The organism is Aeromonas sp. 97A (assembly GCF_051919185.1).
Classification (GTDB): domain Bacteria; phylum Pseudomonadota; class Gammaproteobacteria; order Enterobacterales; family Aeromonadaceae; genus Aeromonas; species Aeromonas veronii.
This window is the reverse complement of the sequence record NZ_JBQBFF010000001.1, coordinates 3,838,225-3,857,700: the sequence shown is the minus strand read 5'-3', so window position 1 is coordinate 3,857,700 and position 19,476 is coordinate 3,838,225. Positions and strand designations below refer to the sequence as shown.

14 protein-coding genes are annotated in these 19,476 nt (G+C 61.1%); 6 read left to right on the top strand and 8 right to left on the bottom strand.

Going from position 1 to position 19,476, the window contains the following annotated elements; genetic code table 11:
• Positions 1 to 3: 3 nt before the first annotated feature.
• Positions 4 to 1,833: a maltodextrin glucosidase gene (gene malZ / locus ACTG27_RS17510; protein ID WP_206876819.1), complete on the top strand. Its 1,830-nt coding sequence runs from the start codon at positions 4 to 6 to the stop codon at positions 1,831 to 1,833.
• A gap of 99 nt (positions 1,834 to 1,932) precedes the next feature.
• On the opposite strand, the gene ACTG27_RS17505 is transcribed toward malZ, so the two are convergent.
• Both ACTG27_RS17505 and ACTG27_RS17500 read right to left on the bottom strand, forming a co-directional pair.
• Positions 1,933 to 2,466: an ATP--cob(I)alamin adenosyltransferase gene (locus ACTG27_RS17505; protein ID WP_439980066.1), complete on the bottom strand. Its 534-nt coding sequence runs from the start codon at positions 2,464 to 2,466 to the stop codon at positions 1,933 to 1,935.
• An 89-nt stretch (positions 2,467 to 2,555) separates the two neighbouring features.
• Positions 2,556 to 3,698 carry a DUF5610 domain-containing protein gene (locus ACTG27_RS17500; RefSeq protein ID WP_439980065.1) on the bottom strand — a complete coding sequence of 381 codons (1,143 nt, stop codon included), beginning with the start codon at positions 3,696 to 3,698 and terminating at the stop codon, positions 2,556 to 2,558.
• Positions 3,699 to 3,868: 170 nt separating this feature from the next.
• On the opposite strand from ACTG27_RS17500, the gene trmA reads away from it, so the two are divergent.
• Positions 3,869 to 5,002 carry a tRNA (uridine(54)-C5)-methyltransferase TrmA gene (gene trmA / locus ACTG27_RS17495; RefSeq protein WP_042081769.1) on the top strand — a complete coding sequence of 378 codons (1,134 nt, stop codon included), beginning with the start codon at positions 3,869 to 3,871 and terminating at the stop codon, positions 5,000 to 5,002.
• Positions 5,003 to 5,069: 67 nt separating this feature from the next.
• On the opposite strand, the gene ACTG27_RS17490 is transcribed toward trmA, so the two are convergent.
• From ACTG27_RS17490 to ACTG27_RS17465, 6 genes are all read right to left on the bottom strand, one after another.
• Positions 5,070 to 6,803: a methyl-accepting chemotaxis protein gene (locus ACTG27_RS17490; RefSeq protein WP_439980063.1), complete on the bottom strand. Its 1,734-nt coding sequence runs from the start codon at positions 6,801 to 6,803 to the stop codon at positions 5,070 to 5,072.
• Positions 6,804 to 6,854: 51 nt separating this feature from the next.
• Positions 6,855 to 7,865, bottom strand: a complete 1,011-nt coding sequence (gene mglC / locus ACTG27_RS17485; RefSeq protein WP_005342585.1) for a galactose/methyl galactoside ABC transporter permease MglC — start codon at positions 7,863 to 7,865, stop codon at positions 6,855 to 6,857.
• 16 nt (positions 7,866 to 7,881) lie between these two features.
• The gene (gene mglA / locus ACTG27_RS17480; RefSeq protein WP_245132753.1) at positions 7,882 to 9,402 is read right to left on the bottom strand and encodes a galactose/methyl galactoside ABC transporter ATP-binding protein MglA; all 1,521 of its coding nucleotides are present in this window, start codon (positions 9,400 to 9,402) and stop codon (positions 7,882 to 7,884) included.
• Positions 9,403 to 9,455: 53 nt separating this feature from the next.
• Positions 9,456 to 10,442, bottom strand: a complete 987-nt coding sequence (mglB, locus tag ACTG27_RS17475; RefSeq protein WP_005340747.1) for a galactose/glucose ABC transporter substrate-binding protein MglB — start codon at positions 10,440 to 10,442, stop codon at positions 9,456 to 9,458.
• A 276-nt stretch (positions 10,443 to 10,718) separates the two neighbouring features.
• Positions 10,719 to 13,778, bottom strand: coding sequence for a beta-galactosidase (locus tag ACTG27_RS17470; RefSeq protein ID WP_439980062.1), 3,060 nt, complete (start codon positions 13,776 to 13,778; stop codon positions 10,719 to 10,721).
• 189 nt (positions 13,779 to 13,967) lie between these two features.
• Positions 13,968 to 14,975, bottom strand: a complete 1,008-nt coding sequence (locus ACTG27_RS17465) for a substrate-binding domain-containing protein (protein WP_139463133.1) — start codon at positions 14,973 to 14,975, stop codon at positions 13,968 to 13,970.
• 201 nt (positions 14,976 to 15,176) lie between these two features.
• Between ACTG27_RS17465 and galE the strand changes: the two genes are divergently transcribed.
• The 4 genes from galE to galM are packed head-to-tail and all read left to right on the top strand — an operon-like array spanning position 15,177 to position 19,440.
• A complete protein-coding gene (gene galE, locus ACTG27_RS17460; RefSeq protein WP_439980061.1) occupies positions 15,177 to 16,190 on the top strand; it encodes a UDP-glucose 4-epimerase GalE in 1,014 nt (337 codons plus the stop codon).
• 60 nt (positions 16,191 to 16,250) lie between these two features.
• Positions 16,251 to 17,309 carry a UDP-glucose--hexose-1-phosphate uridylyltransferase gene (locus ACTG27_RS17455; RefSeq protein ID WP_439980536.1) on the top strand — a complete coding sequence of 353 codons (1,059 nt, stop codon included), beginning with the start codon at positions 16,251 to 16,253 and terminating at the stop codon, positions 17,307 to 17,309.
• On the top strand, positions 17,306 to 18,454 hold the full coding sequence (gene galK / locus ACTG27_RS17450) for a galactokinase (protein WP_439980060.1): 1,149 nt from the start codon (positions 17,306 to 17,308) through the stop codon (positions 18,452 to 18,454). Before ACTG27_RS17455 ends, galK begins: the two co-directional genes overlap by 4 nt.
• Positions 18,451 to 19,440: a galactose-1-epimerase gene (gene galM / locus ACTG27_RS17445; RefSeq protein WP_439980059.1), complete on the top strand. Its 990-nt coding sequence runs from the start codon at positions 18,451 to 18,453 to the stop codon at positions 19,438 to 19,440. The genes galK and galM overlap by 4 nt, the downstream gene beginning before the upstream one ends.
• Positions 19,441 to 19,476 lie beyond the last annotated feature (36 nt).

Here is a 19,476-nt window from a genome sequence, read left to right as displayed (position 1 = left end):
ATCATGACCCATCCGTTTCTGTTTCATCCCCAGGTGGCGCCCTGGTTCAAAGAGAGCGCCGACGCACTGCAATTGACCCTCTTTAGCGAGCTGGATGCGCCGATCCGCGAGGTGTGGCTGCGCCACGAGCCGGATAACGAGGAGTACCTGATCCCGATGACAGCGGTCTCCACCCGCGATCGGCTGCAGGTGTGGCAGGCGACCCTGCCGCTCATCAAGGGACAGGATATCCACCTCTACAGCTTCAAGTGCCTCACCGACGAGGAGCAGTGGTGGCTGCACGGGGCGGGCGTCAGCGCGTCCATGCCGCCACGGGAGCAGCATTTTCGCTTCAACAGCCTGCATCAGCCACCGGCCTGGGTGCAGGATCAGGTGTTCTACCAGATCTTCCCCGACCGCTTCTGCAACGGCGATCCGTCGCTGAGCGTCAAGCATCACGAGTACGAATACCGTGGCAAGGCGGTGATCAGCAAGGCGTGGGGCGAGCCGGTCAGTCGCCACGAAGAGGGCCACGGCGCCTGCGAATTTTACGGCGGCGATCTGGCAGGCATCGATGCCAAGCTCCACTACCTGCAATCTCTCGGGGTGACGGCGCTCTACCTCAACCCCATCTTCGATTCGCCGAGCAACCACAAGTACGACACCCAGGACTACTTCAAGGTGGATGCCCACCTCGGCAGCAACGAGCAGTTCGCCGAGCTGACCCGCAACCTGCACCAGCGCGGCATGAAGATCATCCTCGATGCGGTGGTCAACCACACCTCTACCGAGCATCCCTGGTTCTGCCCGCCACTGGGAGCCCAGAGCAACCCGGACTCCCCGTGGCGCAGCTTCTACACCTTTGATAAAGAAGGGGATTACGTCAGCTGGAAGGGCATTCGCAGCCTGCCCAAGCTGGACTTCTCCTGCGAGAAGGTACAGGACGCCGTCTATCGGGCCGACGACGCCATCCTCCGTTACTGGATGCGCGCCCCCTACCAGATCGATGGCTGGCGCTTTGACGTCATCCACATGTTGGGCGAGCGCGGCACCGCCGAGGGCAATCGCAGTCACGTGCGCGCCATTCGCGGGGCAGTGAAGCAGGAGAACCCGGACGCCTATGTGCTCGGCGAACACTTCTTCGAGGCGAGCCAGTGGCTGCAAGGGGATCAGGAGGATGGCGCCATGAACTACTATGGCTTCGCCCACCCGGTCCGCGCCTTCCTGGCGGGGCAGGACATCGCCTACCACCCCATCAAGATCAGCGCCGAAGAGCTGGATCGCTGGCTCAAGCTGGCGCGGGCCCATATCCCGTTCAAGAACCAGCTGGCCCAGTTCAACCTGCTGGACAGCCACGATACCGCCCGTTTCCTCCACCTGCTGGGAGAGGACAAACAGCGGATGCAGCTGGCCGCCACTCTGCTGCTCACCTATATCGGTGTGCCCTCCATCTACTACGGCGATGAAGTGGGGCTCTCCGGCGGCAACGACCCGGACTGCCGCCGCTGCTTCCCGTGGGATACCACAGACTGGGATCATGTGCTGCACGACCACTATCGTCGGCTGATCCAGATCCGCCGCCAGCGCCCTTCCCTGCGCCGTGGCGATATCCAGACCCTCTACGCCGGGCCCCACAGCTATGTGTTCGCCCGTACCCTGCAAAGCGATCAGGTGGTAGTGGCCTGCAACCGCCATCCGAGCGAGCCGCGCACCATCAGCCTGCCTCTGTGGCAGACCGCCAGCCCCGCCAGCCGCTTCACCGACGCCTTCAACGGTGAGAAGTTTGAAGTGGTGCAGGGCGAGGTACAGCTCACCATCCCCGCCAACTCGGCGAGGGTGCTGATCTCCAGCTGAGCGGGCAACTGACGCGCTGAAAAACAAAACCGGAGCCCAAGGCTCCGGTTTTTTATTCCGTTCAATCCACCATGACGTTTGACTCTTTGCCTGCCGCCATCAGTAGTTGATGCTGACGTAGGGCACTTCCGGCACCTGCCAGCGCTGCTTGAGGTAGACGGTGAGCACGAAGAAGAAGTTGGCCAGCAGGTTGGCGAAGCGATAGAGAATGGGATCGAAGGCCACCCCGCTCTCTTCCAGCCGGACCAGCAGCCGCACCACCTTCTTGCTGCCGCAACGGCACAGATGGAGGGTGGGGATGGGCTGCGGCCCCTGTGGCAGCACGAAACCGGTGACGCTGCCGCGACTCGCCTCGTTGTAGTGGTCGTAACGGGCCTTGAGCCACTCAAGGTCTGCATCGAAGATCCCCAGCTTGCCGCGCACCGAGCCGTTGAGGTTGTAGATAAGCCGCTGCAACGCCGCGAGATCCGCCATCACGGGCCGGGTATCGGCATCCGGCGCAAGGTGTGACAGCACGGCCCCGACCTGACAGCAGAGCTCGTCGGTGGCGATTTCAAAATCACATTTGAACGAGGTTTCGAAGATAAAGGGGTAGCAGAGCTCGCGCTTGTCTCTTGGCTTCTTGGGGTTCATGGGGCAACCGGATTGGAGAAAAGGCCAGTTTGCCAGCCCCGAGAAGGGCTGGCAAACGGCTGCTCATTACTTGCGTTACGCGCTGTGGCTCAGGCGTTCTTACTGGCGGGCTCGGTGGAGGGCTGGAACTGGTTGATCATCCGCAGCGCCTCCAGCATCCGCTGGTTGAAGCTGGTGAAGCGATCGACCTGCGCCGGTTCCTCTTCACCTCTCGCGGCCAGCACGGCCGGGGTCAGCGCCTGTTGCTGGGATGGTGGCAGCAGGGTATCCGCCTGTTTCTGCACCTGATCCAGCTTGGGCAGGTAGTCGGCAAACGGCTTGATCAGATCCTGCAGGGAGCTGGCCCCCTGATAGGTCTGGCTCAGCTTGACGCTCTGCTTGAGCTTGAGGGAGTAGGAGGCCAACTGGCTGTCATCCAGTTTCAGCTCGCCCGCCTTGTCCAGCAGATCCTCGAAGTTGCCGGAGAAGAAGTTCCCCGCCAGCTCGTCGATCCCCTTGACCAACTTGCCGATGGACTCCATCTCGTCGCTGCTGAGGTCCCCCTCCAGCGAGAAGCTGAAGCTCTGGCTCGACTTGAGGCTGAACTGGCTGCCGCTCTCGCTGGTCTGGGACTTGGTCTGCCAGCTATCGTTGAAGCGCAGCACCACCTTGTCGCCATCCTTGGTCTGGATCTCCAGATAACCCTGCTGGCGACTGGCCATCTCGGCCTGTCCCATGTCGGTCGGAGAAATCTTGCCGAAGAACTCCTTCTCGAACTCCTCGAGCCCTTTCTGGATCAGCTTGTAGCTCTGATCGATACCGGTTTTGATATCGTCGTTGTCAGTCGCCCACTTGCCGAGCTGCTTCTTCGCCTCCTCAAAGCCCTTGTCGACCCCCTTGCGGGCCTGCTCCATCATCCCGGTCAGGTCGTCGTCGGATTTGCCATCGGCGCGCGCGGCACCAAGCCGCCCGGTCACGAACTGCAGCACGTTGTCCGCCACCGACTGGAAGTCGAACAGGGTCTCCGGGGTGATCTCCTCAGGCTCTTTCACCTTCGGCGCCTGATAGCCCTGGCCGTTGATCTCCAGCGAGAACTGCAACGCCTGCTGGATCAGCACCTGCGCCCACTTGGGCGGCTTGTGCAAGGAGACCTCCTCCTCGCTCTTGACCTGTTTCTGCTCCGCCTGTTGGGGCGATTTGGGAGAAACACCCACTCCCTTGGGTTGGGCTGCGCCCACGCCTTCGATCTGCATAATGTGTCCTCCCACCATGCCTGTAGATCAGCTATCGGCCTGACTGAACACTTCTTGACCACAAAATGCTGGACAATCTGCCGCTGGCTTTTAAAATCGGGCCCCTTTGGGTGGCCTGTTGCCTTCCCCCGATTTCGACCCGGCCCGGCCGGTGTGCATGTGAGGTATTTATGACCCAGTCCCAACAGCCTTCCGCGAACGCTCCGGCGCCCAGAACCGCGGCCGACTATCAGGCCCAACTCGACGAAAAGCGCGCTCGCCTCACCGAGCTGTTTGCCGGCTTCACCCTCCCGGCGCTGGAAGTACACAGCTCGCCGGCGGAGTACTACCGGATGCGCGCCGAATTTCGCATCTGGCACGAAGGGGATGACCTCTTCCACTGCATGTATGCCCCGGCGACCAAAGAGATCATCAAGATAGATCACTTCCCCACCGCCAGCCGCCTCATCAACCAGTTGATGCCGCTGCTGCTGGAGGGGCTGCGCCCGCACCCTGTGCTACGCCGCAAGCTGTTCCAGATTGACTACCTCTCCACCCAGTCCGGCCAGATCATTGTCAGCCTGCTCTATCACCGCAAGCTGGAGGCCGAATGGCAACAAGCCGCCGAAGTGCTGCAGGCCGATCTGCGCGCCAAGGGGTTCGAGCTGCAATTGATTGGCCGCGCCCACAAGCAGAAGATCTGTCTGGGGGATGACTTCGTCATCGAACAGCTCAACGTGGCGGGTCGCCAGCTCATCTACAAGCAGGTGGAGAACAGCTTCACCCAGCCCAACGCCGCCATCAACGAGCAGATGCTGGCCTGGGCGCTGGATGTGACCAAGGGGAGCGAAGGGGACCTGCTGGAGCTCTATTGCGGCAACGGCAACTTCTCCATCGCGCTGGCGCAGAACTTCCGCAAGGTGCTGGCCACCGAGATCGCCAAGCCGAGCGTCGACTCCGCCCAGTTCAACATCGCCGCCAACGGCGTCGACAACCTGATCATCCTGCGCATGTCGGCCGAGGAGTTCACCATGGCGATGCGTGGCGAGCGGGAGTTCAACCGCCTCAAGGGGGTCGATCTCAAGAGCTACCAGTGCAACACCATCTTCGTCGACCCGCCCCGCGCCGGTCTGGACGATGCCACCGTCAAGCTGGTGCAGGAGTACGACAACATCCTCTACATCTCCTGCAACCCCGAGACACTGCAGGCCAACATGGCCGTGCTGGGCGAAACCCACGAAATCGCCCGTTTCGCCCTGTTCGACCAGTTCCCCTGGACCCATCACATGGAAGCCGGGGTCTATCTGCGCCGCAAGGCCGGTTGATTCAGGCAGACAGGAAAACAACAACAGGGCCGGATGGCCCTGTTTTGTTATTGACTGAACACCGGCCTCACTCCAGCCGGAAGTGACCCACGATCTCCCGCAGCCGGTCGTAGGTCTGCTGCATCGCCGCGGAGCTGGCGACCGTCGCTTCGCCATTGTGGGTCAGCTGGCGGATCACTTCAGCGATGGCGCTCATGTTGCGATTGATCTCTTCGGCCACCGCGCTCTGCTGCTCCGCCGCCGTGGCTATATGGCTGATGAGATCGTTGATCTCCACCACTTCCCCTGCCATCAGATCCAGCGACTCGTTGACCCTGGTAGTGTTCTCGGCAGCCCCCTGACAGCTCTGCTTGGTGTTGCCCATGGCATCCACCACCGTTTGAGTGCCCCGCTGCAAACTGGCCAGCATGGTCTGGATCTCGGCTGTGCTCTGCTGGGTACGGGCCGCGAGGGAACGCACTTCGTCTGCCACCACCGCAAAGCCACGCCCCTGTTCACCAGCGCGGGCCGCCTCGATGGCGGCGTTGAGGGCCAGCAGGTTGGTCTGTTCGGCAATGCTGCCGATCACCCCCAGCACAGAGCCAATCTGCTGCACATCCTGCTGCATCGCCTCGATGGAGCGGGCAGTGGCTTCCACTTCGTCCACCAGCGCCATCACGCTGGCCATGGCCTGATCCACCACCTGACGGGACTGGCTCGCCAGCTGCTGGCTCTGACCGGTAAGCTGGGCGGTGCTGGCTGCACTCTCGGAGACGGAGACCGCGGTGCGGCTCATCTCGTTGATGGCAGTCACCACCTGCTCGGTCTCGCGCACATGGTCCGCCAGCAGAGACTGGGCGGCGCCGGTCTGGCTGGCCAGCCCTTCTATACCACTGTTGAGCTGGCCGCTCGCCTGCCGCACCTCCCCCATCATCTCCTGCAGCCGCTCGATAAAGCGGTTGATGCCGGCCGAGATCTGGCCCAGATCATCCTTGCTGGTTACCGCCAGTCGGCGGGTGAGATCGCCGCTGCCGCGAGAGAGCTCCAGCACCAGATCCCGCAGCGAGAGAATGGGGCGATAGGCCACATTGAGTGCCAGCATCGCCAGCACCATCACCACAATCGCCACGCCGCACAGCGCCATGATGATCTGGCCGTTGAGGGCTCGGGTCATGGCCCGGATGTAGTCAAGGTCGATGTAGCCGGTCAGGGTCCAGCTGTTGCCGCGAATATCCAGCTGGTTGGGGCGCGCTTCGCTCTCCCCCTGCGGCTTGCTGTCATAGAGGCTGTTGCCCTGACTGTCGACCAGCGAGAAGTAGCGGCCATCGCCACTCATCTTCTCCAGCAGGCTTTTGAACTCGCTCATGTCGAGGTAGTAGAGATAGGCGGAATCGGCACCGCGCGGCACCAGAATGGTGATGACCGGCTTGCCATCCACCTGTTGCAGCGGGCTGACGGTGATCTGGTTGTTGGCGGCGGGGATCAGCTTGCGCAGGGCATCGACCTTGGCGTTGTCGTTGATGACCCCGCTCACGTCGAAGGCCATGTCGCCGATCACCTTGACGATGTTGTGAAAGCCGGTCTCTTGCAGGGTCTTCTTGACGTTGGTCACCCCGAAGTTGAGGTTGGCGGCCAACAGGATTTTCTGATTGATGTCGCTGGCCAGCTTCTCTTTGACCAGAGTGATCTGCTCGGTGATGTTGTGGGTGGCCTGAGTGCGAATATAGCCACTGATGAAGTGATTCACGCTGAGCCCGGCGGTGCCGATGGTGACCAGAATGGCCAGTAGCAGCAAGAGGTAAATCTTGACCTTGAATGGCATGGGTTCCCTCCAGAAGAGAGGGCTGGCAACGCCAACCCTCCCTGCCAATCGTTATTTCTTCTTGGCGTACTTCATGGAGTCCAATGCCACCGCCAGAATGATGATGCCGCCCTTGATGATGAACTGCCAGTAAGGGCTGACACCGATATAGGTCAAACCATAGTTGATCAGGGTGAAGATAAGTACGCCGGTGATCACACCTGCGACCGTTCCCACCCCGCCGGCAAACGACACCCCGCCCACCACGCAGGCCGCGATGGCGTCCAGCTCGTACATGAAGCCGAGGTTGTTGGTGGCACTACCGATCCGGCCCGCTTCCAGCATGCCGCCGAAGGCGTAGAAGACCCCCGCCAGCGCATAGATCATCACCAGATTGACCGCCACATTGACGCCGGAGACCTTGGCAGCCTCGGGGTTGCCGCCGATGGCGAAGATGTTCTTGCCAAAGCGGGTCTTGTTCCACAGCACCCAGACAAAGACGCTGGCGATGGCCGCATAGAAGGTGAGATAGGAGAGCTTGAATCCTCCTATCCGGATAAACCCTTGGGCGAAGCTGGAGAAGCGAGGGTCAAACCCGGCCACCGGCGAAGCCCCTACCGAGTCAAAGTAGAGGGAGTTGATACCGTAGACGATGATCATGGTGCCCAGGGTGGTAATGAACGGGGTAACGTTCAGGTAGGCCACGATCAGACCGTTGACCAGACCAATCAGCGCCCCCACCACACACACCAGCAGGATCACCGCAGGAATGGGCACCTCCCCCAGCGTCGGGAACACCTTGTTGACGTTGGTCAGCGCCTGCAACATGGTTGCCGCTATGAGTGCCGCCAGACCGACCTGACGACCGGCCGAGAGATCCGTCCCCTGAGTGATGATGATACCCGCCACCCCCAGCGCTATGATGACCCGCACCGAGGACTGGGTCAGGATGTTGCTGAAGTTGGTGAGGCTCAGGAAGGAGGGCTCCTGGATCACGATGACCATGAGCAACACCAGCAGCACCAGATAGATGGCGTTTTCCTTGAGCGCCTGCATCAGATTGAAATTTTTAGCCGACTCCATAAATGTCTTCCTGTCTCTAGAGGTACAGAGATGCCAGGCGCAGTATCTCGCTCTGGTCAGTTTCTTTGGTATTGACGATCCCGGCGACCCGGCCATTGCTCATCACCATGATGCGGTCGGTGATCCCCAGCAATTCCGGCATCTCTGACGAGATGATGATGATCCCCTTGTCCTTCTTCGCCAGCTCCAGAATGAGCTGATAGATCTCGAACTTGGCACCCACGTCGATGCCGCGGGTGGGCTCGTCGAGCATCAGGATCTCCGGCTGGGTCAGCAGCCAGCGACCGATGATCACCTTCTGCTGGTTGCCCCCGGAGAGGGAACCGATCTGGGTCTGCTGGGTCGGCGTCTTGACCCGCATGGAGTCGATCACCCACTGGGTATCGCTCTTCATCTTGTTGTCGCTGAGCAGCCCCATGGAGCCCTTGTAGTTGTCCATGTTGGCGATCAGGGAGTTGAAGGCGATATCGAGACGGGAGTAGATACCGGTGGAGCGGCGCTCCTCGGTCACCAGCGCAAAGCCGTTGCGTATCGCTTCGTGAGCGTTGTGGTTGGCCACCTCTTTGCCGTGCAGCTTGATGCTGCCCTGGCTGCGATCGCGAATGCCGAACAGGGTCTCAACGATATCGGTGCGCTTGGCCCCCACCAGTCCGGCGATGCCGAGGATCTCCCCCTTGTGCAGGTTGAAGGTCACATCCTGAATGGAGGGCTGGTTCTTCGCCGTCAGGTGTTCGATCTCGAGGATCACCTCTTTCGGCTGGTTGGTTTTTTCAGGGAAGCGCTGGGTCAGTTCACGGCCGACCATCATGCCGATGATCTGATCCATGGTCATGCCCTTGAGCGGCTGGGTTGCCACCCACTGGCCATCCCGCAATATGGTGATCTCGTCACAGAGCTGGAAGATCTCCTCCATCTTGTGAGAGATGTAGACGATGCCGCACCCCTTCTCCTTTAACTTGTTGATGATCTTGAAGAGGTGATTCACCTCTTTCTCGGTCAGCGAGGAGGTGGGTTCGTCCATGATGACGATCTTGGCATCGTAGGAGAACGCCTTGGCGATCTCGATCATCTGCATCTGGGAGACCGACAGGGTCGCGACCTTCACTTTGGGGTCGATGTCGATATCCAGCTCATCGAAGATGCGCTTGGTGTCGTCATACATCTTGCCGTGGTCGATAAACCACCCCTTGGTGGGGTAGCGGCCGAGCCACATGTTGTCCATCACGGTACGCTGCAACACCAGGTTGAGCTCCTGATGCACCATGGAGACGCCATTTTCCAGCGCCTCTTTGGAGGAGGTGAAGTTGATCTCCTGCCCCTTGAAGAAGATCTTGCCCTGATCCTTCTCGTAAATGCCGAACAGGCACTTGAGCAGTGTGGATTTTCCCGCTCCGTTCTCGCCCATCAACGCATGCACAGAATGAGGACGGACCCGTAAATTGACATTATCGAGTGCCTTGACGCCGGGAAAACTCTTACTGACGTCAATCATCTCCAACAGCCATTCTGATTGTTGCTGTGTTGTCATATCAGCCATCACATCTGGTTGAAAAAAGGGCAAGGGGATCTCCCTTGCCCTGGAGGAGGGAATTACTCGAATTGGGACAGGTTGTCTTTATCCACACCGACGTAGGCAACACGTACTACCTTGTCGACGATATTCCACTTGGTGCCTTCACCGGCCGGTTTGCCTTCAGCCAGGTTCTTGGTCAGCTCGAAGGTGGCTTTGGCCTGGTTGGCCGCATCGTTCAGCACGGTACCCGCCATGGCACCGCTCTTGACCATGGCCAACGCTTCCGGCAGCGCATCGACGCCGAATACCGGAATGGCAGTCTTGCCCTGGGCTTTCAGTGACTCGACTGCACCCATTGCCATGCCGTCGTTGTTGGCGATGACCACTTCGATCTTGTTGGCGTTGGGGCCGGAGATCCAAGCATCCATCTTGTCTTTCGCCATGGCGGTATCCCACATACCGGTATCCATGTGCAGTTGTTCAGTCTTGACGCCACCATCGTTCAGGGTCTTGACCACGTAGGAGGTGCGCGCTTCGGCATCCGGGTGGCCCGGCTCCCCTTTCAGCAGCACGAACTGGATCACGCCATCCTTGTTCAGATCCCACTCCGGATGGGCTTTCCAGTGTTTGGCAATCAGTTGACCCTGGATGATCCCTGACTCCTTGGAGTCAGTGCCCACGTAGTAGGCCTTGTCGTAGCTGGCCAGATCGGTAGCGCTCGGCTCCTTGTTGTAGAAGACCACCGGGATATCTTCGCCACGGGCTTTCTCAATCACCACCGGTGCCGCAGCCGGGTCTACCAGGTTGATGGCCAGCGCCTTCACCCCTTTGGCCAGCAGCACGTCGATCTGGTCGTTCTGTTTGGACTGGTCATTCTGGGAGTCGTTCATCAGCAGCTCCACCCCCGGAGTGGCTGCCGCCTCCTTCTCGATGGCCTTGCGCACGACCGCCATGAAGTTGTCGTCATATTTGTAGACGGTTACCCCGATACGGGTGTCAGCCTGGGCATTGGCTCCAGCCATCATGCCCATCAGCAGGGCGGCAACTGTGGTCAGTTTTTTCATTATGTGTGCTCCGATGTGTCTATCTGTGTTGTAGGGTGGCGAGCAATTGAGCAAGCGCCAATCAATGTAATCAGTTTGTTGTCATTTCTTCTGTGATCATGACGACAAAATGAAAACGTTTACACTCTGTTACATTGAAACTTTATATTTATTTTTCAAATACATATAAATAAAAATCAGATTTGAGACTCAATCTTTCCCACAGCATTGAGGCTAGTCGTTACTGGTCTGTTGTCAAAATGGCGCACTGGCTAGACAGTCGCTTCAATAGCTGGATTAGCGGAGAGTGCAGCCCCAACGGTAACGACGCTCGAGCAGTTGATACTCGGGACGCACGCTCTGACTCCAGGAGTCATCCCCGCCCACCCCCATGTGGGCGCCATCGAGACAGACCCACAGCCCTGCTTCAGCCACCAGATCGCTCTGGTGACGGGCGGCGGCCAGCTGCTGCTGACTGAAGCGGCTGGCACTGAAATGGAAGCTGCCGCTCACCGTCGTGCTGCCCAGCTGCAACTGGCGGGTATCGCAGCGCAAGCCGTTGTCACTCGGGAAAATGTAAGGGGTATGCATCGCCTCCAGCGGCAGACTCCAGCGCCCCAGATCGGCGCCCAGCAGGCGATCCGGATAGTTCTCGTGCGGCCCACGCCCCAGCCATTCGGCTCGCGCTGGCACCTCGGCCAGATGAAGCAGCAGGCCGATCCGCGGCAGCGACGGCAGCACCTGTGCCAGCTCGGTCTCTATCTCGAGGCTCATGGCGCCATCGTCGGTAAAGCGGTGATGCCAGTGACTCACCAGCAGCAGCTCATCACGGTGGAAGTAGCCATGACTGACCCGGATATCCCCTCCGGCGACCGCGATCCCCAGACAGCGGTGCTGCCACTGACCGAGGCCACAGCCCTGCCAGCGAGCAATCCAGGAGTTGGGGTCGGCGTGATCCGCTTCGCTGGTGCCGATGTCGTTGTCGAGCGGCGCCCGATAGAAGTGATCCATGATCGGCGCCAGCAACTGCTCCTGCCCCGATTTTTGCCAACTGGTGATACGACCGCTCAGTTTGTCGAGCCACCACTGGCTGTTTGCGGCAGTGACCAACCAGCCATCCGGCTGCTCGCTCAGGGTAGCGGCAGCGACCGGCGCTGGCAGGGCAAGGGGGGTCGGCAGGGTGAACTGCTGACGGGCGACCTTGTGATCCGCCTGCGACCAGAGGGTGGCCTGGGGCTGAACGATGGCCAGATCGAGCCAGGCCAGTGAGCCTGCCGCAAAGGGGGGCAACGCCTCGCTCAGGGTCAACTCGACCACCCCCTGTGGCGCCAACTCAAGGGAGAACTCCCCCTGCTGCTGCACATGGCCGTTCTCACACAGCTGCCAGCAAAGCCGCTCGTTGTCGGTTTCCCGAAACAGGTATTCGCTCTCGATCCTCATCCGCAGCGGGGTGTGCTCAAGCAGAGTGAAGCGGAACGGCTGCTGGGCCCGCTTTGCCTCGAACAGGGCAGGATGGGGGGTGCGATCCGGGAACAGCAGGCCGTTGCAGCAGAACTGACGATCGTTTTGCACATCACCGAAGTCGCCGCCATAGCCCCAGTAGTGGCGACCATCGGCGGTGTATTTGTCGAGCCCCTGATCGACCCAATCCCAGACAAACCCGCCTTGCAGGCGTGGATGATCGCGAAACGCCTGCCAGTAGTGGGCGTAGCCCCCTAGGCTGTTGCCCATGGCGTGAGCATATTCGCAGAGGATCAGCGGCCGGTGCTCGCCGGGCAGGCCGATCCACTTGGCCAGCGCCCACTTGGGCACCGCCGGGAAAGGTTGATCCTGATGGGTTCTGGCATACATGGGACAGATAATGTCGGTCGCCGGGGTATCGGCCCCGCCCCCCTCATACTGCACCGGACGGCTCGGGTCGCTGCGCTTGATCCAGCCATACATGGCATCGTGGGCCGGGCCGTAACCCGACTCGTTGCCGAGCGACCAGATGATGATGGAGGGGTGATTGAAATCCCGTGCCACCATGCGGGTCGCCCGCTCCAGAAAAGCGTTGCTCCAGGCGGGATCCCGCGCCAGCTGCCCCATGGGGGTCATGCCGTGGGTCTCCAGATTCGCCTCGTCCACCACATAGAGGCCGAGCCGATCGCAGAGGCGATAGAAGTCGGGGTGGTTGGGATAGTGGGAGCAGCGCACCGCATTGAAGTTGTGGCGCTTCATCAGCAGCAGATCCCGCTCCATGGTGGCGCGATCGATGGCATAACCCTTGGCGGGGTGATGCTCGTGACGGTTGGCACCGCGAACAAGCAGCGGCTGCCCGTTGACCCGCAGCAGACCACCACGGATCTCCACCACCCGAAAGCCCACATCGCACGCCTCACTCTCGATGGCGCGGCCCTGCTCGTCCAGCAGGGTCAGGGTCAGGCGATAGAGATGAGGCGTCTCGGCGCTCCACTTGCGCGGCGCAGCCACGTCGAGCCAGAACTCGGCGCGATCGTCATACGCCCCTTTTTCATCAATGGCTTGGGTACCGATCGGCTGGCGCAGGGTCGCGACCCGCTCGCCACCGTCATAGAGATTGGCCTCTACCGACAGCCCAGCCCCATTGGCGACTTGCAGGGCAATCTTGAGACGGCCATCCCGATAGCAGGCATCCAGCTCGGGGGTCACCCGCATATCCATCAGATGGCGGGACGGTTTGTGCAACAGGCTGACGGAGCGGAAGATCCCCGACAGCCACCACATATCCTGATCTTCCAGATAGGATCCGTCGGACCAGCGCAGCACCAGCACCGCCAACCGGTTGCGACCGGTGTGCAGATAAGGAGTCAGATCGAATTCGGCGGGCAGGCGGCTGTCCTGGGAGTAACCGACCCAGCGGCCGTTGCAAAAAAGGTGGAAGGCACTGCTCACCCCGTCAAAGATGATCCTGCTCTGTCCGCTTGCCAGCCAGTCGGCGGGCAGTTCGAACTCGCGTGAGTAGCAACCGGTGGGGTTCTCTGCTGGCACTCGGGGCGGATCGCAGGGAAAGGGGTACTTGATATTGGTGTAGATGGGGCCATCGGTGAGCGGCCGCGCAGCCGGATAGGCGGCATCCAGCTGCCAGTTGCCCGGCACGGTAATGGGAGTGGCATCCGCCAGATCCCGAGCCAGCCAACTCTCGGGCACCAATTCGGGAGCGGCAAAGAAGGAGAAGCGCCACTCGCCATCGAGCAAGAGACGGGAGGAAGAGGCCAGATCACCCCAGGCATCCGCTTCGCTGCGCCAGCTGAACATGGGGGTATGGGCAGCCAGCCGGTTTACCGACGTAATGGCCTGAGTCTGCCAATCCTGACGCGCCACTATCTCCCTGAGCATTCACACTCTCCCTGCTGATTAGAAAACGTATTCAGTCTAGAGAAGTATGACGCAGGGAACGGCGATCTCGCTCACACAGATGTAAACGATTACACTAATTTTGTTAAGTAAAGCGGAGTAAAAATGATTAAAAATAGGTAAAACAATAACTGTGCAAGAAACGGCCCCGAACAGGGCCGAAAAAGGGGGCTATCCGGCCCGAACCGGTGCCACCGAGTGGCGATTGATCAGGGTGGGGGTATAGATCCGGCTCTGGGTCGCGTCACTCTCCCCCGCCGCCAGCTGAATGGCCAGCTTGGCCGCCTGGGCCGCCATCAGCTCGATGGGATAGCGCATGGTGGAGAGCTTGGGGCGCAAATATCTGGCATAGATGATGTCATCGAAGCCCACTACCGAGACCTCCTCCGGCACTCGCAGGCCGTTGTCGGCCAGCACAGAGATGGCGCCCGCCGCCATGGCATCGTTATAGGCTACCACGGCGGTCACCTTGAGCCCCTTGGCCAGCAGATTGAGCATGGCGCGCTCGCCCCCCTCCTCGTTTGGCGTGCCGCTCTCGATAAGCTCGGGATCGGCTGCCAGACCGGCTTCCATCAGTCCATCCTGATAGCCCTGCAGCCGCAAGGTGGCATCCTCGATGGCGTGATCCGAGCTGATAAAGGCGATATGGCGGTGACCCAGCTCGATCAAGTGGCGAGTCGCCGTAGCCGCACCCAGCCGATTGTTGAGAGCGATGCAGCGTCCCTTGAGGGCCGGAATATCGCGGTTGATCAGCACCATACCGGGCACTCGCATAGCGTAATCGTAAAGTTCCTCGTCGCTCAGCGCCTTGCTGTGCACCACCAGCGCCTCGCAGCGCTTGCCGATCAGCAGCTCGATCGCTTCACGCTCCTGACGCTCCTTGTGAAAACCGTTACCCATCAGCAGGTGAAGGTTCTGCTCGACGGCCACGCCGGAGACCCCCTTCACCAGTGCACCGAAGAAGGGATCGGCTACATCACCGACCACCACCCCCATGGTGTCGCAAGTCTGGCTCACCAGTGCCCGCGCGTTGGCGTTGGGGGTGTAGCCCAGTTCGGCCATGGCCTTCTGCACCACTTCGCGAGACGCGGCGCTGGCCTTGGGGGAGTTGTTCATCACCCGTGAAACCGTTGCCACCGACACATTGGCCAAACGGGCGACATCCTTGATGGTGCTCATGCTGTTTTCACTTCTTTCACTGTGCAATAGAGCGCCATTATACCCAGCAAACCCATTGGAAACAGGGGTGAAACGTATATCTGCCGTCAGGATGACCATAAAAACAGTGTAATCGTTTACACTGTTTTGCAAGCAAGCTCACAGTTTGGTCGCCACACCCTCGGCTAGACTCCTTCCAGACACTTTTCAGTGGAGAGCAAGATGAACGTTCTGGTCACCGGCGGTTGCGGATATATCGGCAGCCACACCTGTCTGGCCCTGCAAGCGGCAGGCATGAATCCCGTGGTGGTCGACAACCTCGGCAACAGCAAACGCAGCGTGCTGGCCCGAGTCGCTGCCATCAGCGGCCAGCAACCCCTGTTCTATCAAGGGGATATTCGCGATGCGGCCCTGCTGGACCGGATCTTCGCCGAGCAGCATATCGATGCAGTGATCCACTTTGCCGCCCTCAAGGCGGTCGGCGAGTCGACCCGCATTCCACTGGATTACTACGAGAACAACCTCGGCGGCACCCTCACCCTGCTGCAGGCGATGAAACGGGCCGGGGTGCACAATCTGGTGTTCAGCTCCTCGGCCACCGTCTACGGCGATCCCGCCAATCTGCCGATCCGCGAGGATTTCCCCCGCAGTGCTACCAACCCCTACGGTCGCTCCAAGCTGATCATCGAGGAGATCCTCGAGGATCTGCAGCTGGCCGAGCCCCACTGGAGCATGACCCTGCTGCGCTACTTCAATCCGGTCGGCGCCCACGAATCGGGCTCCATGGGTGAAGACCCGCAAGGGATCCCCAACAACCTGATGCCCTATATCACCCAGGTGGCCATCGGCCGTCGCGACTGCCTGTCTGTCTTTGGAAACGATTACCCCACCCCGGATGGCACCGGCGTGCGCGACTACATCCACGTGATGGATCTCGCCGAAGGGCATGTCAAGGCGCTGCAACACTGCGCCGGCAAGGGTGGCGTGCACACCTACAACCTGGGCACCGGCGAGGGCCAGAGCGTGTTGCAGCTGGTCGCCGCTTTCTCTGCTGCCTGTGGCAAGCCGTTGCCATTTCGCATCGAGCCGCGTCGCCCGGGCGATATCGCCGCCTGCTGGGCCGATCCGGCCAAGGCCGAGCGCGAGCTGGGCTGGCGGGCGACCCGCAACATCGACGCCATGTGCGCCGATAGCTGGCGCTGGCAATCCGCCAATCCGAACGGTTACGAGGAGTAGGCATGCCTGCTCCCTGTTAATAGACGACCCTATTTTTCAATACCTTATTCAGGAGAGATGATGTTCAACCCCGTCGATCATCCCCATCGCCGCTTCAACCCGCTGACCGGCCAGTATGTGCTGGTCTCCCCCCATCGGGCCAAACGCCCCTGGCAGGGACAAGTGGAGAAGGTGAGTCAGGCCCCCAAACAGGCCCACGATCCCGACTGCTTCCTCTGTGCCGGCAACACCCGGGTCACTGGCGACATCAACCCCGACTACAAGGGCACCTTCGTCTTTACCAACGACTTCGCTGCTCTGATGCAGGATACCCCGGCCGCCGATTGCGCCAGCGATCCCCTGCTGAAACTGGAAGCCGCCCGCGGCACCAGCCGGGTCATCTGCTTCTCACCGGATCACGGCAAGACCCTGCCCGAGCTGCCGCTGCCCGCCATCGAGGGGGTGATCACCACCTGGATGGATCAGGTCGCCGAGCTGTCGGCCCAGTGGGAGTGGGTGCAGGTCTTTGAAAACAAAGGGGCCGTCATGGGCTGCTCCAACCCGCACCCCCACGGCCAGATCTGGGGCAGCGACTTCCTGCCCAACGAGATCGCCCGCGAAGAGCAGCACCAGCGTGACTGGCTGGCCGAGCATGGCCGTCCCATGCTGCTGGAGTATGTGGAGCGGGAGCTGGCGGATCGCTCGCGCATCGTGGTAGAGACCGAGCACTGGCTCGCCGTGGTCCCCTTCTGGGCCGCCTGGCCGTTCGAAACCCTGCTGCTGCCCAAGGCGCACGTCCCCTCCATGCTCAACCTGACCAAGGCCCAGCAACAGGATCTGGCGGTGGCGCTCAAGGAGCTCACCAGCCGCTACGACAACCTGTTCGAGTGCAGCTTTCCCTACTCCATGGGCTGGCACTTTGCACCGCCCAAGTCGGATTGCCCCGAGGCGTGGCAACTACATGCCCACTTCTATCCGCCCCTGCTGCGCTCCGCCACCGTGCGCAAATTCATGGTCGGCTTCGAGATGCTGGCCGAAACCCAGCGCGACCTTACCCCCGAGCAGGCCGCCGAGCGGCTGCGCGCTCTGAGCCCCATTCACTACAACCAGACCAATCAAACCAATGAGGAGGCCCTATGACCCCGAGCCAACGCGTCAGCACCGTTTTTGCCGAGCAATTTGCCAAAGCGCCCGATCTGCTGGTGCGCGCCCCCGGCCGCGTCAACCTCATCGGTGAACATACCGACTACAACGACGGCTTCGTGCTGCCCTGCGCCATCGACTACGAGACCTGCGTTGCCATAGGTCTGCGCGATGACCGGCAAGTACAGGTGATCGCCGCCGACTACGACAACCAGCGCGACCAGTTCGACCTCGACCAGCCCATCGAGCACCACCCCAGCCAGCGCTGGAGCGACTACATCCGCGGCGTGGTGAAGTATCTGCAGGAGCTCGGTTATGCCCTGCGCGGCCTCGATCTGGTGGTCTCCGGCAACGTGCCGCAGGGGGCGGGGCTCTCCTCCTCAGCCTCGCTGGAAGTGGCCATCGGTCAGGCCTTCAAGGAGGCGCTGGGGCTCGACATCAGCCAGGCCGAGATCGCCCTCAACGGTCAGCAGGCGGAGAACAAGTTCGTCGGCTGCAACTGCGGCATCATGGATCAGATGATCTCCGCCAGCGGCAAAACAGACCACGCCCTGCTGCTCGACTGTCGCTCGCTGGAGACCCGCCTCATCCCCATGCCGGCGGATCTGGCGGTGCTGATCGTCAACTCCAATGTGCGTCGCGGTCTGGTGGACAGCGAGTACAACACCCGCCGCCAGCAGTGCGAAGCGGCCGCCCATCACTACGGGGTCAAGGCGCTGCGCGATCTCGATCTGGCCGGACTGGAAACGGGCAAGGCCGGGCTGGATGAGGCCTGCTATCGCCGTGCCCGCCACATCGTCGGTGAAAACGCCCGCACCCTGGCGGCGGCCGATGCACTGGCGAGCCACGATCTGACCCGCCTCGGCGAGCTGATGGCCGAATCACACGCCGCCATGCGCGACGACTTCGAGATCACAGTACCCGCCATCGACGGTCTGGTGGAGATCATCAAGGCCAGGATCGGCACAGATGGCGGCGTGCGGATGACCGGCGGCGGCTTCGGCGGCTGCGTGGTCGCCCTGCTGCGCCCCGACAAGGTGGCCGAAGTGATCGCCGCCGTCGAGGCGGAGTATCCGGCCATCTCGGGCCTCAAGGCCGACTGCTACGTCTGCTCTGCCAGCGCCGGTGCAGGCAAGCTATGAGCAGCGCCATGACGCCATTCGAACTGGAAAACGAGGAGGGGCTGCGCCTGCGCGGCCTCGACTTCGGCGCAACCCTCACCTCCCTCACCCTGCCGGTAGCGGGCAAACGGCGCGAAGTGCTGCTGGGTTGTGCCGACAACGCCTATCCCACCCAACAGGTGTGGCTGGGGGCGGTGGCAGGACGCTTTGCCAACCGCATCGGCGGTGCCGAGCTGGTGCGTGATGGACAGCACTGGCCGCTGAATGCCAATCAGGCACCCAACTGTCTGCACGGCGGGCAGGCTGGCTTTCATCGCCAGCGTTGGCAGATCAAGGAACTGGAAGCAGATCGGGTCAAGCTGGCGCTGCTCTCCCGAGCGGGGGATCAGGGCTTTCCCGGCAATCTGCGGGTCACCCTGGAGTACCGGCTGGAGCAGAGCGATCTGGTGGCGGATTTCATCGCCAGCACGGATGCCACAACGCCGGTCAGCCTCACCAGCCACGCCTACTTCAATCTCGATGGGCAAACTGATGGCGAAGATGTCCGTGACCACCTCATCAGCATCAATGCCGACCACTTCCTGCCGACCGACCCGAGCGGTTTGCCGATCGCCATCACTCCGGTGGAGGGGCCGTTCGATCTGCGCCGCGAGCGCCTGATTGGCCAGGATTGGCTGAACCATCCCCAGCAGCAACAGGCCAAGGGGTACGATCACGCCTTTGTGCTCAACGGCCCGACATCAGAATGGGCCGCTCGGATAGTCTCTGGCGACAAGCAGCTGGCGATGGAGGTCTATACCAACCAGCCCTCGCTACAGTTCTACACCGGAAACTGGCTGGCCAATACCCCGAACCGCAGCGGCCTGTCGCACCGGGATCACGACGGCTTCTGTCTTGAGGCGCAACAGCTACCGGACAGCCCCAATCGCCCCGAGCTGGGCAACCCCTGGCTGCAGCCTGGCGGGCGTTATCACCACCAGACCCGCTACCGTTTTATCCGCGACTGACTTAAAGGTTTCATGATTTTTACATAGCCTCAGCAG

What these genes read in the sequence shown, in the direction of transcription:
- malZ (WP_206876819.1), top strand. Translation starts at nt 4, where the DNA reads ATGACCCATCCGTTTCTGTTTCATCCCCAGGTGGCGCCCTGGTTCAAA.
- ACTG27_RS17505 (WP_439980066.1), bottom strand. Translation starts at nt 2,466, where the DNA reads ATGAACCCCAAGAAGCCAAGAGACAAGCGCGAGCTCTGCTACCCCTTT.
- ACTG27_RS17500 (WP_439980065.1), bottom strand. Translation starts at nt 3,698, where the DNA reads ATGCAGATCGAAGGCGTGGGCGCAGCCCAACCCAAGGGAGTGGGTGTT.
- trmA (WP_042081769.1), top strand. Translation starts at nt 3,869, where the DNA reads ATGACCCAGTCCCAACAGCCTTCCGCGAACGCTCCGGCGCCCAGAACC.
- ACTG27_RS17490 (WP_439980063.1), bottom strand. Translation starts at nt 6,803, where the DNA reads ATGCCATTCAAGGTCAAGATTTACCTCTTGCTGCTACTGGCCATTCTG.
- mglC (WP_005342585.1), bottom strand. Translation starts at nt 7,865, where the DNA reads ATGGAGTCGGCTAAAAATTTCAATCTGATGCAGGCGCTCAAGGAAAAC.
- mglA (WP_245132753.1), bottom strand. Translation starts at nt 9,402, where the DNA reads ATGGCTGATATGACAACACAGCAACAATCAGAATGGCTGTTGGAGATG.
- mglB (WP_005340747.1), bottom strand. Translation starts at nt 10,442, where the DNA reads ATGAAAAAACTGACCACAGTTGCCGCCCTGCTGATGGGCATGATGGCT.
- ACTG27_RS17470 (WP_439980062.1), bottom strand. Translation starts at nt 13,778, where the DNA reads ATGCTCAGGGAGATAGTGGCGCGTCAGGATTGGCAGACTCAGGCCATT.
- ACTG27_RS17465 (WP_139463133.1), bottom strand. Translation starts at nt 14,975, where the DNA reads ATGAGCACCATCAAGGATGTCGCCCGTTTGGCCAATGTGTCGGTGGCA.
- galE (WP_439980061.1), top strand. Translation starts at nt 15,177, where the DNA reads ATGAACGTTCTGGTCACCGGCGGTTGCGGATATATCGGCAGCCACACC.
- ACTG27_RS17455 (WP_439980536.1), top strand. Translation starts at nt 16,251, where the DNA reads ATGTTCAACCCCGTCGATCATCCCCATCGCCGCTTCAACCCGCTGACC.
- galK (WP_439980060.1), top strand. Translation starts at nt 17,306, where the DNA reads ATGACCCCGAGCCAACGCGTCAGCACCGTTTTTGCCGAGCAATTTGCC.
- galM (WP_439980059.1), top strand. Translation starts at nt 18,451, where the DNA reads ATGAGCAGCGCCATGACGCCATTCGAACTGGAAAACGAGGAGGGGCTG.